We start from the raw sequence: 13,633 nt of genomic DNA, 5'->3' as shown, positions 1-13,633 counted from the left end.
GCCGTCGGCGCCCCGCCCGGCGCGCCGCGCGCGCTCCGCGGCCGTGTGCCTCGTGCTGGGCATCGCCGTCACCGCGGCCGGGGCCCTGGTCCCGCGGCCGACCGCCGCCGAGGCGGGCACGAGGAGGATCGCGGCCGTGCAGGGCAACACCCCGAGCGAGGGCCTGGACTTCAACTCCGAGCGCCGGGCCGTCCTGGACAACCACGCCAACGCCACGCTGGCGCTGGCGCAGCGCGTGCAGGACGGGACGGCACCGCAGCCCGACCTGGTGTTCTGGCCGGAGAACTCCAGCGACATCGACCCCTTCCTGAACCCCGACGCCCGGGCGGTCATCGACCGGGCCGTCGACGCGGTCGGCGCCCCCACCCTCGTGGGCGCGGTGCTGCAGGGGCCGGGCCGCTACCTCTCCAACGCGGGGCTCGTGGTGGCCCCCGGCACGGGCATCGACCAGACCCAGCGCTACGTCAAGCAGCACCCCGCCCCCTTCGGCGAGTACATGCCGTACCGGGCGTTCTTCCGGCAGTTCACCGACAAGGTCGACCTCGTCTCGCGCGACTTCGTCCACGGCGACCGCGTCGGGCTGCTGGACATGGGCGGGGTGCCCGTCGGCGACGTCATCTGCTTCGAGGTGAACTTCGACGGCGTCGTCCGCGAGTCGGTCCGGGCCGGGGCGCAGCTGCTCGTGGTGCAGACGAACAACGCGACCTTCGGGATGTCGAACGAGGCCGTGCAGCAGCTCGCGATGTCGCGCCTGCGGGCCGTGGAGACCGGCCGCAGCGTCGTGCACGTGTCCACCGTCGGGGTCAGCGCGATCATCACGCCCGACGGCGCGGCGCACCAGGAGACGCAGCTGTTCACCCAGGCGGTCCTCGAGGCCGACCTGCCGCTGCGCACGACGCAGACGATCGCCACCCGCATCGGCGTGGCCCCCGAGGTCGCGCTCACCGTCCTGGGGTTCGTCCTGCTCCTGCTGCCCCGCCCCGGGGTGCGCGGTGGGCGCACGGGCCGCCGTGGCGGCTCCGGGCGCCCGGCCGGGGCGGACGCCCCCACCGCTCCGGCGAGCCCGGTGGCGCTGTGAGCGGCGTCGCCGAGGTCGTCGTGACGGAGGGGGAGCGGTGAGCTCGCCGCTGCCGGTGCGCCGGCGCTCCCGCTGGGTCGCGGTCGTCTCCGTCCTGGTGCTGCTCCTGCTCGTGGTCGAGGTGTGGCTGCTGGTGCAGCTCGCGGACCTCGTCGGGGCCCTGGGCGTCGCCGTCCTGCTCGCCGTGGAGACGCTCGCGGGAGTCGCGGTCCTGCGGCGCGCGGGCCGCCGGGCCCTGGACGCGCTGCGGCGCACGGGGCTCGTCCAGCCCGGCTCCGCCGCCGAGCGGCGCAGCGGCGAGGGCGTCGGCGACGCGCTGCTCACCGGGGCCGGCGGCGCCCTGCTCGTCCTGCCGGGGCTGCTCAGCGACGTGGTGGCCCTGCTGTGCCTGTTCCCGCCCACCCGCACCCTGCTGCGGCGGGCAGGAGCCCGCTGGCTGCAGCGCCGGGTCCGGTCGGCCGTCCTGCGGGCCGGGGGCACCACGGTGCCCGGCACGGTGGTGCGCGGGGACCCCTACGGCGACGTCGTGGACGGTGAGGTCCTCGACGACGGGGACGGCGACCGGCGGCAGCTCGGCGGCGGCCGCCCGCTCTGAGCCGCCGTGACCGCGGGCCGGGACGACGAAGGCCGGCCCACCGCGAGGTGGACCGGCCCGGTGCGCCGAGGCGCGGGTGGTGCTCAGGCGCTGCGCTTGACCGTCCGGTTGCGCAGCAGCGCGAGCCGCTCGTCGAGCAGGACTTCCAGCTCGGCGACGGTGCGGCGCTCCAGGAGCATGTCCCAGTGCGTCCGCGTCGGACGGCCGACCTTCTTCTCCGGCTGGTCGGTGTCGGCGCGCAGGGCCTCGGCCCCGCAACGGCACTCCCACAGCGGAGGGACGTCGGCCTCCATCGACATCGGCACGGTCACGGTGTGGCCGTTGGGGCAGTGGTACGTGATCTGCTGGCGCTCCGCCGGCTCCACGCCGGACTCGCTCTCGAGACTCGCCGTCCCGAGCCGGGATCCCCGCAGGTTTCGCTCGCTCATGTGACCTCCCCAGGTTCCCCTCGCTCCAAGCTCCCCGACTGACGGGGGAGGGAAGGGACTCGGTGTTGACAACGCGGCAACCTGGGCCCCTGTTCCACCTGGAGACCGGCCCGGGTGTGGAGGTCGTGTGCAGCTGGTCACACCAAGCTACTCATGGTGATGCGTGGTGTCGAACCGTGTCAGCCCTGCTCCGCGCGGGCCGCGGCGTCCCCGCCCTCGGCCTGCCGGGCCCCGGCCGCGACGTCGACCCGGGTCAGCAGGACACCGCCGACGACGAAGAAGACGAGCAGGAAGGCCAGCGCGGGGCGGTAGGACCCCGTCAGCTGGGCGACGAGGCCGAAGGCCAGCGTGCCGAGCCAGCTCGTCCCCCGTTCCCCCGCCTGGTACAGGCTGAAGAACTCCGCCTCCGCGCCGACGGGGACGAGCCGGCTGAACATCGAGCGGGCCAGCGCCTGCGTCCCGCCGAGCACCACGCCGATCAGGACCGCGAGGACCAGCCACCGCGAGAACGCGCCGCGGGGGACGCCGAAGGTCAGCAGGATGACCACCACCCAGAGCCCCAGCCCCGCCAGCACCGTCCGCTGGGCGCCGAAGCGGCCCGCGGCGACCCCGAAGACGAGCGCCCCGCCGAACGCGACGGCCTGGACGAGCAGGATCGTCGTGATGAGCTGCGAGGAGGAGAACCCGAGCTCCTCCTGGCCGTAGACGCTGGCGGCGTAGACGACCGTCTGGATGCCGTCGTTGAACACGAGGTAGGCCAGCAGGAAGCGCACGACCTGCGGGTAGCGGCGCACGCCGCGCAGGGTGCCCGCCAGCTGCCGGAACGGTGCCGCGAGCGCCGCCCGGCCCCGCAGCCCGGTGGGGGAGGCGGCGGCCCCGAGCGGCCGGGAGGGCAGGTGCCGCAGCCCGAGGACAGGGATCAGCGTGAACGCCGCCCACCACAGCCCGGCCGAGCCGAGCGAGACGCGCACGGCCTGCTCCTCGGTGAGGCCGAGGGCCGCGGGGAAGGAGACGACGAGGAGGTTGACGGCGAGCAGCAGGAAGCCGCCGAGGTAGCCAAGCGCCCAGCCGCGCGACGAGGCGCGGTCGCGCTCGGCCGGCGGGGAGACGTCGCAGAGCATGGCGTCGTAGACCACGAGCGAGGACGTCAGGCAGACCGTCGCCACCAGCACGAGGAGGACGCCCAGCCACCAGCGGTCCCCGCCGATGCCGACCATGGCGGTGCCCGCGGCGGCGCCCGTCCACGCGAAGCCGCCCAGCAGGCGGTGGCGGTGGCGGCTGCGGTCGGCCAGGGCGCCGACCAGCGGCAGGACGAGCGCCGAGAGCAGGGTGGCCAGCGTGACGGCGTACAGGGCGAGGGAACCGGGGGCGATCGGCAGGCCGAGCACCGACAGGGTCCGGTCGCAGTCGCCGGTGGTGCCCGCGCACGCGGCGCGGCGGGCCACGACGGTCAGGTACGGGGCGAACAGGACGGTGCCCGTCGTGGTGACGTAGCCGGAGTTGGCCCAGTCGTAGAAGTACCAGCTGCGCCGGGCCCGGCGCAGGACGCCGGGGTCGGTGACGTCGGGCAGGGCGGCGCTCACGCGGGCACCCACTGCCCGCGGGCGATCAGCACGTCGCGCAGCAGGTCGGCGCGGTCGGTGATGAGGCCGTCGACGCCGAGGTCGAGCAGGGCGTGCATCTGCGCGGGGTCGTCGACGGTCCAGACGTGGACCTGGGCGCCGGCCGCGTGCACGGCCCGGACCATCGCGGAGCTGACGACGCGGATCCGCCCGCTGCGCACGGGCACCTGGACGGCGTCGACGCCGGCGAGCGCGCGGCGCACCACCGCCGGCGACCCGAGGCGGACGCCGGCGAGCGCCGTCGCGAGCGAGCCGGTGCCCGCGCTGGTGGCGGGACGTCCGCCGATCGCGGCGAGGGCGGCGTGGCGGCGGCGGTCGGAGAAGGCCGTGACGAGCACGCGGTCGGTGGCGCCGGTGCGGCGCAGCAGCTCCGCCAGGGGGGCGACGGCGGCCTCGTCCTTGACGTCGACGTTCAGCCGCACGCCGGGGAAGGCGTCCAGGACGTCGGCGAGCAGCGGGACGGGCTCGCGGCCGCCGATGCGGGCGCGGCGGACCTGCGACCACGGCAGCTGCGCGAGCAGGCCCCGCCCGTCGGTGACCCGGTCGAGGCGGTCGTCGTGGAAGGCGACGAGCGTGCCGTCGGCCGTGGCGCGGGCGTCGGTCTCGAGGTAGCGGTAGCCGAGGTCGACGGCCGCGGCGAAGGCGGCCAGGGAGTTCTCGAGGCCGTCGCGGGAGAACCCGCGGTGGGCCATCGCCACTGGCCCCGGGTGGTCGGTGAAGGGGTGTCGCGCGGCGGGGCGGCCGCCGCCCTCCTGCTCAGGACTCACGTGCTCTGGACTCACGTGCTCAGGGACTCCCTCGGTGCTCGCGTCGCCGTCGTCGCGCCCGTCGCCGGGAGGTCAGCCCTGGTACTCCCAGTGCCACGGCTCGAACTTGCCGCCGCGCTCCTCGGCCCAGGCGGGGTGCAGCCAGCCGAAGAGGGCCGCGTTGCGCTTGAGCCACAGGAACTGGGGGGAGCCGAAGGTCTGGACGCCGCCGCCGAGGTCCACGGCGATGCCGAGGCCGTGCCGGCTCGTGCCCGCCTTGGCCGCGAGGCCGGGCTTGCGGGCCGCGACGTCGATCTGGCCGGCCAGGGTGCGGTAGGAGTCGGTCACCGACAGCGGCGTCCCGAACGCCTGGGCGTAGGCCTGGCTGAGCTGGTTGAAGGCGTTGGCGGCGTCGGCGCGCAGCACGTGGGAGGAGGCCCCCCACAGCGGGCACAGGGCGCTGCGCGGGATGAGGCCGTTGCCGTAGCCGGTGGTGCTGGCGCCGGTGCAGTCGCCCACGGCCCCGATGAGCCCCTGCGCGGTGGCGGCCGCAGCCATGGCGTCGGCGGCGGCGCGGGCCGTCGCGAGGTTGGTGGCGCGCTCCTGCTCGGAGCTCGCGGTGCCCGTCGCGCTGGCCTGCAGGACGGCGAGGGCGGCGACCTGCGCACGCTGCTCCGCCACGAGGCGGTCGGACTGCTCCTTGGCCAGGACGGCCTCGTCGGCGTGGGCGCGGGCCTGCGCGGCCGCGGCGGCGGCCCGCGTCGTGGCGTCGGCCTGGATGCGCTGCGCGGCCGCGTACTCCTCGACGGCGTTGTTGCGGCCGTCGCCGATGCGCTTGACCGAGGCGAGCGCGCTGGCGGCGTCGTCGGTGGCGCCCTCCTGCAGCATCGTCACCATGCCGGAGTACTCCTGCAGCGTGCCGCCCCCGCGGTAGGCCTGCGACGCCCACTGGCCCAGGTCCTTCTTGCCCTGGGCGAGGTCGACCTCGGCCTGGGCGAGGCGCTGGCGCTGCGCGGCCTCCTCGCGCTCGGCGGCCTCCTTGCCCTCCTTGGCGACCTGGTAGCGCTCCAGCGCCGCGTTGGCCTGCGTCGCGAGCGCGTCCAGCTGGGCCTGGGCGGCGGTGAGCTGCGCCTGCGCCTGGACCGCGGCGGCGGCCGCGGCGGCCGCGGCCTGCCGGGCCTGCTCGACCTGCTCCGGGGTGGGCGGGTCCACCACCGGCACGGCCACCGGCACCGCCGCCGGCACGGCCGCCGTCAGCGCGACGGGTGCGACGGTCGCGGCGGAGGCCGCGGGGACGTGCGCGCCGACGCCGAGGGTGAGGCATGCCGAGCCCACGGCTGCGGTGGTCAGCAGGACCGCGTGGCGGAGGCGGGGGGAGAGCAGCAAGGCGGTTGCACGTCCACTGTTCGGGGGCTCTCGCCCGGATCGGCGCGGTGCTTCGGCTCGGGTGCGCACGTCGCTCCGTCCCCCGGGAGGGGGACGAGGTCGGCGACTGCGGACGAGACTACCGTCCACCTCCTCGGCACCCGGGGCCCTGACATGCAGGTGTGGACAACGAGCGTGACGAGGCTCACACGCTCCGTGGTCAACCTGCGCGGGCCGTGACGGCTCGCCGCGGCGGTCGCGCCGCGGCCCGGGCGGTGCAGCTGCGACGCTGGGGGCGTGAGCGATCAGCAGCGTCCCGAGACTGCCGGGGGCCAGCAACCGCCCCCCGAGGTGCTCGACCGCGTGGCCGCCGCCGCCGCCCGCGACGCCGGGGGCATCGACGCGGCCCTGCTCGACGACTTCCTCGACGCCGTCTGGCGGGCCGTCGCCGCAGGCCGCCGGCTGCCCGCGAGCCGGGTCCGCGGCTACCGGCGGGTGGGGGAGGACGCGGCCGCCGGCGGGGTCGCCCTGCGGGCGCTGCTCGACCTGTACCTCTCCGCCGCCTGGCGGCTGTGGCGCCAGCTGCCCGTCGTGCAGGCCGCCGCCGAGGACCCGCAGGCCGTCGTGACCGCGGGGGAGGTCCTGCTGCGCGCGACCGACGACGCGGTCGCCTCGCTCACCGAGGGCTACCAGCTGGCCCGGCGGCAGCTGGTGCGCCGCGAGGAGTCCGACCGGCGCGAGTTCGTCGACGACCTGCTGGCCGGCACCGCCGACGTGACCGGCCTGCTGCGCAGGGCGCAGCGCTTCGCCCTCGACCTCTCCGGCCCGCACGCCGTGCTGGTGGTGCGCGCCGCGGAGCCGTTCGCGGAGGGCACGCCCGCCGTCACGACGGTCGAGCGGCGGCTGCAGGGCAGCGCCGCGGACGCCGACGCCCTCGTCGCGACCAAGGACGGAGCCCTGGTGGTCGTCTTCGCGGCCCCCGACCGCGACGCGGTCGCCGAGGTGTCCTCCCGGGTCCGCGAGGCCCTCGGGCGCCCCGACGGCGGACGGTGGCGCGCGGGGGTCGGCCGCCGGGGCAGCGGCCCGGGCGCCGTCGTCAGCTCCTACGACGAGGCCCGGCGCGCCCTCGACCTCGGCGTCCGGCTGCGCCTGGAGGACCCGGTCGCCGACGCCTCCGACCTGCTCGTCTTCGAGGTGCTGCTGCGCGACCGCGCGGCGGCCCGCGACCTCGTCGAGTCGGTGCTCGCACCCCTGCGCGACGTGCGCGGCGGCGCCGAGCCCTACCTGGCCACGATCGAGACGTACTTCGACACCGGCGGCAACGCCACGGAGACGGCCCGCCGCCTGCACCTGTCGGTGCGGGCCGTCACCTACCGCCTCGCGCGCGTGCGCCGGCTCACCGGCGTCGACGCGACCCGGGCCCAGGACCGCTTCGGGCTGCAGGCCGCCGTGCTCGCGGCCCGCGCCCTGGGCTGGTCGACCGAACCGCCCGGCTGACCCTTCGTTGCCGGGGACCGGCAACGAAGTCCTCGCCAACGATTCCGTCCGCGGACCCCCCGCGGAACTGCGCCGCGGGAGACGATGGAGGGGCGGAAAGCCCGTGCTGTCCCGACCTCCAGGAGTGATCCCGTGGACGTCCCCCTCTGGGCGTGGTTCGCGCTCGGCGCCATCATCGTCGTGATGCTGGCCATCGACCTGCTCGCCCACCGCGGCGCGCACGTCATCGGCTTCCGCGAAGCGGCCAAGTGGAGCGCGCTGTGGGTCGGGCTCGCCCTCGCGTTCGGCGTGGTCATCTTCGCCACCCTCGGCACGCAGGCCGGGGTCGACTACACGACCGCCTGGTTGCTGGAGAAGAGCCTCTCCGTCGACAACCTCTTCGTCTTCGCGCTGATCTTCGGGTACTTCAACGTCCCCCGGGAGTTCCAGCACCGCGTCCTGTTCTTCGGTGTCCTCGGCGCGCTGGTGTTCCGCGGCATCTTCCTCGGCGCCGGCGTCGCGATCGTCGAGCGCTTCACCGCGGTCCTGTTCGTCTTCGGCGCGATCCTCATCTGGTCCGCCTACAAGATGCTCAAGGACGACGACGAGTCGGTCGACCCGGGCAAGTCGCTGGCGGTCCGCCTGCTGCGCAAGGTCATCCCGATCACCGACGAGTACCACGGCACGAAGTTCTTCCTGAAGCAGGCCGGCAAGCGCGTCGGCACCCCGCTGCTCGCCGTCGTCGTGGCGATCGAGGCGGCCGACCTGGTGTTCGCCGTCGACAGCGTCCCCGCCGTCCTCGCCGTGACCTCCGAGCCGTTCATCGTCTACTCCAGCAACGCCTTCGCGATCCTCGGCCTGCGGGCCCTGTACTTCCTGCTCTCCGGTCTGCTCGAGCGCTTCCACCTGCTGTCCAAGGCGCTGGCGTTCATCCTGGCCTTCATCGGGATCAAGCTGTTCATGCAGGCCGGCCACGAGGTCATCAGCGAGTCCATCCCGCACATCCCCAGCTGGATCAGCCTCATCGTCATCGTCCTCGCCCTCACCTGGGCGATCGTGTTCAGCCTCCGCAAGCCCGCCCCGGCCGCGGAGGGCTCCGACCACGCGGAGGTCACCGCGGACGAGACCGGTTCGACCACGACCGGTTCCAGCACGACCGGTTCCGGCACGACCGGTTCCACCGGCACGGGTCCGGACACGACGACGGGTTCGCCGTCGCTCGTGAAGGACGCCGAGGACGAGCGCCCCTCGGTCAGCTCGACACCGGACGGTCCCCGCTGACCCGGGAGCGCTGACACGGGTCCGCTGACACGGATCGGAACCGCTGACACCGGACGCCGGTGCCCCACCCGGGGCACCGGCGTTCGTCGTCCCGCCCCTCTCTCCTCAGCGCGGCCAGCGGGGCGTGGCCCCGGACCCCCGCGCGTCCTCGAACCACAGCGCGGCCCGCAGCACCGCCGCATCCGCGGAGCGGGCGCCGGCGATCTGCAGCCCCACCGGACGCCCGTCCGCGGTCCACCCCGCGTTCAGCGCCGCCGCGGGCTGCTCCGAGGAGTTGTACGGCGCGGTGAACCCGCAGTGGTGCAGGGCCGTCGCCGGGTCGCGCGAGGGCATCGGCCACTCCGCGGGGAAGGTGGCCACCGGCGCCGCGGGGGAGAGGACCACGTCGAAGGGTGCGGTGGCGTGCACGGCGACGGTGCGCAGCCGCTGGACCTCGGCGAAGCAGCGGATCACCTCGGTGCCGCCGACGTCCGCGCCGCCCTGCGCCCACTCCCGCACGAAGGGCAGCACCAGCGCGCGCCGGTGCTCCGGCAGGGCCACGAGGTCCGTCCAGGAGCGCACGCGCAGGAACCGGTCGAGCGCGGCCAGCAGGTCCGGCGTGAGGAAGGGGGCGAGCTCGACGACCTCGGCGCCCGCGGCCGCGAAGGTGTCGGCCGCGGCGCGCACGACCGCGGCCACCTCGGGGTCCGTGGGCGTCCCCGCGCCCGCGTCGGTGTGCAGCCCGACGCGCAGGCCCGCGAGGGCGCGCGGCCCGGTGGGCGCGGGCACCGGCCCGGCCCAGGGGTCCACCAGGCGCGTGACGTCGCGGGCGTCGGGCTGGGCGAGGACGCCGAGGTGGCGCACCACGTCGCGCACCGAGCGGGCCAGCGGCCCCGCGACCCGGCCCGGGTAGGGCGGGTCGACCGGCACCCGCCCGGCCGTGGGCTTGAGCGTGGCCGTCGCCGTCCAGGACGCGGGCAGGCGCAGCGACCCGCCGATGTCGGAGCCCACGTGCAGGACGCCGAGCCCGGCGGCGGCCGCGGCCGCCGCGCCGGAGCTGGAGCCGCCGACGGACCAGCGCAGGTCCCAGGGGCTGCGGGTCGTGCCGTGCAGGCTGGACACCCCGGACGACAGCATCCCCAGGTCGGGCATCACCGTGACGCCGACGAGCACCGCGCCCGCCTCGCGCATCCGGGCCGTGGCGGGCCCGTCGGCGGTCTCGGCGGGCGCATCGGCGTAGGCGGCGCAACCGCCGCGGCGGGGCACGCCCGCGACGGCGACGTTCTCCTTGACCGTGGCGGGCACCCCGTCGACCGTCCCGGCGGGGGAGGGCCGCGGCGTCCCGGCCGCCCAGCGGGCCGTGCTGGCCGCGGCCTCGGCGCGGGCGGAGTCCGCGAGGACGTCGCTGAAGCAGTTCAGCCGCGGCTGCTGCTCCGCGATCCGCTCGACGACCCGCTCGACGACGTCGGTGGGGGTGAAGGCGCCCGCGCCGTAGCCGCGGACGAGGTCGTCCGCGCCCAGGTCGGCCAGGTCGGTGCCCGTCACACCGTCGTCCCCGGGTCCTCCTGCGCCGCGGCACCTCCGGGCCAGCGCGGGTACTCGACGCCCGCGGCCACGACCGTCTCGGCGGACAGGACCCCGTCGAGGACGGCCCGCCGGGCGACCTCGGCGGCCGCGGCCTGCACCCGCACGAGGCCCGCGACCCGGGCGCTCCGCTCGGCCGGGAGGGCCCGCTCGCCCGTGGCCAGGGTGAACACCGTGTCGCCGTCGCTCAGCGTGTGCACCGGGTCGAGCGCGCGGGCCAGCCCGTCGTGCGCGGTCGTCGCCGTCCGCGACGCCTCGGCGGGGTCCAGGTCGGCGTTCGTGGCCACGACCACGAGCGTCGTGTTCAGCGCCGGTCGGTCGCCGTCGGCGGGGGCGGATGCCGGGCCCGGCGGCAGGGGGAGGCCGGCGGCGTTGACGACGGCCAGGGCGGCCACGACGACGCCCGCCTCGGCGCCGTCCAGGGCGACCGACGCCGTGCCGACCCCGCCCTTGAACCGGCGCCCGACGAGGGCACCCGTGCCCGCCCCGACGACCCCGCGCTGCACGTTCGTCCCGGCGGGCGAGGCCGCGGCCACCGCGGCCTCGTAGCCGAGCTCCTCGCCGGGGTGGTTCGAGAACCGGCCGCCGCGGCCGAGGTCGAAGACGGCCGCCGCGGGGACGATCGGCACGACGTCGAGCTCGCCGGGGCCGACGCGGAAGCCGCGGCCGTGCTCGGCGCACCAGCGCTGGACCCCGTGGGCGGTGACCAGGCCGTAGGCGCTGCCCCCGGTGAGGACGACGGCGTCGACGGTCGGGACCAGGGTGCGCGGGTCCAGCGCGTCCGTCTCGTGCGTCCCCGGGCCGCCGCCGCGCACGTCGACGCCCCCCACGGTGCCGGGCGGCGGCACGACGACCGTGACTCCGGTCAGCCACCCCTCGCCGCGGCGCGTGACCTGCCCGACGCGGATCCCCGGCACGTCGGTGATCGCCCCCGACTGCGACGTCATCCCCGGTCCCCCTCCGCGCGCCGAGCTGGTCCTGCGGCATCCTGCCCCACCCGGTCCCGCGCCGGCCGGTCCCACAGCAGTCGGTCCCACAGCAGGCGGTCCCACAGCAGGCGGTCGTGGGGCGACCGGCCTTGCGGTGACCGGCGCCTGCGGGTACACAGCAGGGACGTCGTGGCCGCCGGCCGACGTGGCCGGTCCCGGCCGGACGCGTGTCCGCGATCGTCGGCGAGGACGAGCGGGGGCCCGTGGAGCGACTGATCGGCGAGAGCCTGCGCGCCGCCGACCCGCTGGCCGACGTCGTCGCCGAGGAGGTCGCCGGCCGTCCCGCGACCCGCGCCGAGCTCGACGCGGGCCTGCGGCACGGGGCCGCGACGCTGCGCGGGGCCTCCGCGGGGCTGCTGGCCCTGCTGGAGGCGTCCGAGGCGGCCGTGCGCAGCGTCGACGACGCCGTCCTCGACCGCGACTCGCTGCCCTTCTTCACCATCTCCCTGTCCGGGCACGCGTTCGACCTCGGCGCGGGTGCGCTCATCGACTCCTACCGCCCACCCCGCAGCGCCGAGGTGCTCCTCGGCACGGGGCAGCTCACGGAGCAGGTCATCCCCCGGCTGCGGGAGACCGCGCGCTGGGTCAGCCAGGTCATGGTCCCGGGGTGGCTGCGGCCCGGGCAGCCCGGCTACGTCGCGACCGTCGGCATCCGGCTGGTGCACGCGCTCGTGCGGCGGGGGGCCGCGCGCCGGGACCCGTCCTCGGAGCACGTGCCGGTCAACCAGCTCGAGCTGGCCCGCACCTGGCTGGACTTCACCTACGTCGCGATGCGCGCCGACGCCGCCATCGGCTTCGACCTCACGGCTGAGGAGCAGCACTCGGTCTACCGCTACTGGCAGCCCGTCGGGCGGCTCATGGGGGTCGACGCCCGGCTGATCGGCGACGTCACCGACGCCGCGTCGGCCCGGCGCCTGCTGCAGCGCACCGACGACGTCTTCGGGCCCCCGTCGGACGCCTCGCGCCGGCTCACGGCCGCGGCCCTGTCGACGATCTCCGCGGAGCTGCCCTCCATCAGCGTGCTGACCGCGCCCCTGGCCCGCGTGCTCGTCACCGCGGTGGCGCGGCGCGTGCACGGCCGGGAGCTCTCCGACGCGCTGGGCGTCCCGCCGACGGGAGCGCTGCAGGCGGCCGTGCCCGCGGCCGTCGCGGCCGTCCGGGCCCACCGCCGGGTGCTGCGCCGCCGCCCGCGCGCGTGGCAGCGGGCGGTGGAGGCGAACATCGCCATCGCGCGCGACTTCGGCCTCGGCGCGGCCGGCACCGTCGCCCCCTTCGAGAGCGCCGCGGCGTCCTGACGCCCGCGCGGACGCCGCCGTCCGGGCCGACCGCGGGGGCCGCGGGCCGCGTGGTGGAATGACGCCCGTGGTCAAGGCCCTCGTCACCGCCGCCTCGGCGAGCTACACCGCCAACTGCGCCCTGGGCATCGCGGTCGCGACGGGCCGGCTCGACACGTCCCGCGCGCGCTGGGTGCACCACGCCGTCTACGTCGCCACGGTCACGCTGTCGCTCGGTGCGGCGGCGGCGCTGCTGCGCACCCGCGACCGGGCCCTGCTGCGGCTTCTGCCGGCCGCCGTCCCGCTCGCGGCGATCCCGCACGTCTCCGCCCGCACGCGGGGCCACGTCCTGCTCGCCCTGACCGCCGCCCCCGCCTACGTCGCGACGCTCGCCGCCGTGCGGTCCTGAGGGTGGAGCTCCTCGAGGCGATCCGCCGGCGCCGCACCACCAACGGCGCGTTCCTGCCCGACCCGGTCTCCGCTGTGCACCAGCGGCTGCTCATGGAGGTCGCCGGTCGCGCCCCCTCGCAGCTGAACAGCCAGCCGTGGCGGTTCGTGCTCGTGGAGGACCGCACGACGATCGACGCCGTGGCCGCCATCAGCGGGGCGAGCATGACCGAGGCCATGGCCGGCGGGACGTTCTTCGAGCGCTACAAGCGGTACTTCCGCTTCAGCGAGCAGGAGATGGAGGAGACCCGCTCCGGGATGCTGTTCGACAAGCTGCCGGCCCCGCTGCGGCCCTTCACCCGCCAGGTGTTCACGCGGCGCGGGCAGCGGCTCATCAACACGCTGCGGGTGCCGCAGACGCTGGGGGAGGAGAACCGCAGGCTCGTCGCGGGTTCCCCGCTGCTGCTGGGGGTCCTGCTCGACCGCGGCGAGTACCGCCCGGGCGAGCTGTCGTCGTTCTACTCGCTGTTCAGCATGGGTGCGGCCATGGAGAACCTCTGGCTCACCACCGCGGAACTGGGGCTGGGCATCCAGTTCGTGTCGTTCCCCATGGAGGTCCCCGGGGCCTGGGCGCGCATCGAGGCGCTGCTGAAGGTCCCCGACGACCTCGAGCTGATGGCCGTCTACCGGCTCGGCCACCTGCCCCCGGAACAGCGGCGGCCGGCGATCGACTGGTCCAGCCACCAGCGCAAGCGGCTGTCGCAGTTCGTGTTCCGCGAGACGTGCGAGCAACCTCAGGAGGGGTGGGACTGATGGACCGCGTTCTTCT

At 76.2% G+C, this 13,633-nt stretch carries 13 protein-coding genes; 7 read left to right on the top strand and 6 right to left on the bottom strand.

Annotated elements, in window-relative coordinates:
- Together lnt and F1544_RS08260 are read left to right on the top strand one after the other, a co-directional pair.
- Positions 1-1,078, top strand: a 1,078-nt coding sequence (gene lnt / locus F1544_RS08265) for an apolipoprotein N-acyltransferase (RefSeq protein ID WP_167584099.1), incomplete at its 5' end; no start/stop codon positions are given.
- A gap of 37 nt (positions 1,079-1,115) precedes the next feature.
- A complete protein-coding gene (locus tag F1544_RS08260; RefSeq protein ID WP_167584097.1) occupies positions 1,116-1,673 on the top strand; it encodes an FxsA family protein in 558 nt (185 codons plus the stop codon).
- An 83-nt stretch (positions 1,674-1,756) separates the two neighbouring features.
- Here the strand turns inward: F1544_RS08260 and F1544_RS08255 are convergent, their stop codons facing one another.
- The 4 genes from F1544_RS08255 to F1544_RS23420 all read right to left on the bottom strand — a co-directional run bounded on the left by F1544_RS08255 (position 1,757) and on the right by F1544_RS23420 (position 5,855).
- Complete coding sequence (locus tag F1544_RS08255) at positions 1,757-2,101, bottom strand: RNA polymerase-binding protein RbpA (RefSeq protein WP_167584095.1); 345 nt, start codon at positions 2,099-2,101, stop codon at positions 1,757-1,759.
- Positions 2,102-2,280: 179 nt separating this feature from the next.
- Complete coding sequence (locus tag F1544_RS08250; RefSeq protein ID WP_308469952.1) at positions 2,281-3,684, bottom strand: MFS transporter; 1,404 nt, start codon at positions 3,682-3,684, stop codon at positions 2,281-2,283.
- Positions 3,681-4,490 carry a glycerophosphodiester phosphodiesterase family protein gene (locus F1544_RS08245; protein ID WP_308469951.1) on the bottom strand — a complete coding sequence of 270 codons (810 nt, stop codon included), beginning with the start codon at positions 4,488-4,490 and terminating at the stop codon, positions 3,681-3,683. Before F1544_RS08245 ends, F1544_RS08250 begins: the two co-directional genes overlap by 4 nt.
- A gap of 72 nt (positions 4,491-4,562) precedes the next feature.
- The gene (locus F1544_RS23420; protein ID WP_208971488.1) at positions 4,563-5,855 is read right to left on the bottom strand and encodes a D-alanyl-D-alanine carboxypeptidase family protein; all 1,293 of its coding nucleotides are present in this window, start codon (positions 5,853-5,855) and stop codon (positions 4,563-4,565) included.
- Positions 5,856-6,131: 276 nt separating this feature from the next.
- On the opposite strand from F1544_RS23420, the gene F1544_RS08235 reads away from it, so the two are divergent.
- Entirely contained in the window at positions 6,132-7,331 is a 1,200-nt protein-coding gene (locus F1544_RS08235) for a PucR family transcriptional regulator (protein ID WP_167584093.1), read from the top strand.
- Between the two features lie 132 nt (positions 7,332-7,463).
- Complete coding sequence (locus F1544_RS08230; RefSeq protein ID WP_167584091.1) at positions 7,464-8,591, top strand: TerC family protein; 1,128 nt, start codon at positions 7,464-7,466, stop codon at positions 8,589-8,591.
- Positions 8,592-8,696: 105 nt separating this feature from the next.
- On the opposite strand, the gene F1544_RS08225 is transcribed toward F1544_RS08230, so the two are convergent.
- Both F1544_RS08225 and F1544_RS08220 read right to left on the bottom strand, forming a co-directional pair.
- Complete coding sequence (locus F1544_RS08225; protein WP_167584089.1) at positions 8,697-10,115, bottom strand: amidase; 1,419 nt, start codon at positions 10,113-10,115, stop codon at positions 8,697-8,699.
- Positions 10,112-11,101 carry a P1 family peptidase gene (locus tag F1544_RS08220; RefSeq protein WP_167584087.1) on the bottom strand — a complete coding sequence of 330 codons (990 nt, stop codon included), beginning with the start codon at positions 11,099-11,101 and terminating at the stop codon, positions 10,112-10,114. The genes F1544_RS08225 and F1544_RS08220 overlap by 4 nt, the downstream gene beginning before the upstream one ends.
- Before the next feature lie 245 nt (positions 11,102-11,346).
- On the opposite strand from F1544_RS08220, the gene F1544_RS08215 reads away from it, so the two are divergent.
- Genes F1544_RS08215 through F1544_RS08205 form a run of 3 tightly spaced genes read left to right on the top strand, consistent with a single transcriptional unit; the run spans position 11,347 to position 13,617 of the window.
- The gene (locus F1544_RS08215) at positions 11,347-12,438 is read left to right on the top strand and encodes an oxygenase MpaB family protein (protein WP_167584085.1); all 1,092 of its coding nucleotides are present in this window, start codon (positions 11,347-11,349) and stop codon (positions 12,436-12,438) included.
- A 58-nt stretch (positions 12,439-12,496) separates the two neighbouring features.
- Positions 12,497-12,826, top strand: a complete 330-nt coding sequence (locus F1544_RS08210) for a hypothetical protein (RefSeq protein ID WP_167584083.1) — start codon at positions 12,497-12,499, stop codon at positions 12,824-12,826.
- Between the two features lie 2 nt (positions 12,827-12,828).
- Positions 12,829-13,617: a nitroreductase family protein gene (locus tag F1544_RS08205; protein ID WP_167584081.1), complete on the top strand. Its 789-nt coding sequence runs from the start codon at positions 12,829-12,831 to the stop codon at positions 13,615-13,617.
- The last annotated feature ends 16 nt before the right edge of the window (positions 13,618-13,633 follow it).

It is taken from the genome of Kineococcus rubinsiae (assembly GCF_011839805.1).
GTDB lineage: Bacteria > Actinomycetota > Actinomycetes > Actinomycetales > Kineococcaceae > Kineococcus > Kineococcus rubinsiae.
Note: the sequence above shows the minus strand (reverse complement) of the source record. Positions and strands in the feature narration are given on the sequence as shown.